Here is a 1594-nt window from a genome sequence, read left to right on the forward strand (position 1 = left end):
GCCATCGTGGTGCTCCTTCTCGAGTCGGTTGTGAGAGATCACTCGAAGGATCACACCGGTGGCCGCGCCTACCTCAGCAGGACACGCTCACCCGGTGCTCGTACACCACTCTGCAGGACTCCACTGAACCCTCGGCCCTCGATCACGTGCCTGGCCAGCCCGTAGCGCGCCCGGTTGCTGGTTTCGGAACGCTCAAGCGCCAGAATCGGCTGGTGAAACGTGAGAACGGCACACGAGCGTGCCGAAACCGGGACTCGTGGGTCACCCGGGCGGCCTGCAGGTACCAGGGATCCGGGGTCCCTGAGGTCAGGAAGGGCAATCGGGCGGTGACGGGAGCCGCAGCAGGAGTCGACTCTTCGGTTTGGGTGCTCACCCAGGCGTCCGCTACCATGATGAGTCGCGTCCCCATCGTCTAGCGGCCTAGGACTCCGCCCTTTCAAGGCGGCAACGCCGGTTCGAATCCGGTTGGGGATACCCAGTGGACGGCCTAGTCAAGCCCATGTTGACGGAGCTGCTTTGTCGGGGAAGCGCAGGGAACGCCAAGACCATCCTGCAAGTATCCCGCACCAGCTCCAGACGCGACGCGGGATGGCTTCGATCAATCCCAGGCCAGCACAGCGGGCAGCAGGTCGGGATGGGCGGTGCGCAGCAACGCGTAACCAACTCCGGACACCCCCATGAAGAAGCCGGGCATGTGCACCCGGTTCGGCAGGGAGGAGTGCAGTTGGAAGCCGCCCTGGGTCGCGGCGCGAGCCACCACCGATTCCGCCTTCGACCGGGCCTCGGCCAGCAGGTCGTCGCGCCCGAGCACGCAGCCGGCGCTCAGCAGCAGCTCGGCCCGTCCGAGGTTGCCGCAGCACAGGTGGTCCGCACCCTCGAGGTCATCGGCCAGCGTGGTTCGCACGGCCCGGTCGACATCGGCGAGCAGCAGTGACTCGGCAGCGGCGTCCTTGCCGGCGAGGCTCCGCCAGGTCGCCAGCCGCGCCAACCCGATGCCGGGCGCACCATGGCACCAGTTGACCTTGAAGGCGGGCTGCTCGTCCTCGCGGAAGTCCGGCCAGTTGCCAGCGTCGGAGTCGAGAACTGCGTCCTCGTAACGGACGCCGTCAAGTGCTGCGTCCAGGTAGCTGGTGGTTCCGGTCGCCTCGCCCAGCCGGGCCAGCGCGTAAGCGATGCCCGCGGCGCCATGCGAGAAGCCGGTCAACATCCGTCCGCCGAGCGTCGGCCAGGCTCTGCCTCCGGTGGTCGCCGGCCGGGCAGTTTCGAGCAGCCGATCGCCGCACCACCGGGCGCGCGCCAGGACGTCGGCGTCGCCGGTGACCCGGTGCAACGCGAGCAGTCCGAGAATGTCCCCGGCCACCCCGGCGAAGACATCGAGTTCGGACGCCGCGACGTACTCGTCATTGATGCAATAGGCGGCGCTGGCAGCACTGGTGAGCATCCCGTCGTCCTGAAGCAGTCCGGCGCACCGGGTCAACGCGTAGACCACCGAGCCGATGCCAGTTGCAGCACCGGACCGCAGACCGCGGCGGATGTCCTCCCGCGAGCCGTCGAGCGCCTTGCGCACCGGCCGGAGCGCCGCCCGGGCGGTTGC

1 protein-coding gene and 1 tRNA gene are annotated in these 1594 nt (G+C 68.6%); one reads left to right on the forward strand and one right to left on the reverse strand.

Translation table 11 applies throughout. The annotated features are described in order from the left end of the window. Window positions 1–401 precede the first annotated feature (401 nt). Window positions 402–474, forward strand: a tRNA-Glu gene (locus WBL05_RS01100). Window positions 475–598: 124 nt separating this feature from the next. Here the strand turns inward: WBL05_RS01100 and WBL05_RS01105 are convergent. After that, window positions 599–1594, reverse strand: a 996-nt coding sequence (locus WBL05_RS01105) for a lanthionine synthetase LanC family protein (protein ID WP_424223168.1), incomplete at its 5' end; no start/stop codon positions are given.

The sequence above is a fragment of the Brooklawnia sp. genome (assembly GCF_049651565.1).
Lineage (GTDB): Bacteria > Actinomycetota > Actinomycetes > Propionibacteriales > Propionibacteriaceae > Brooklawnia.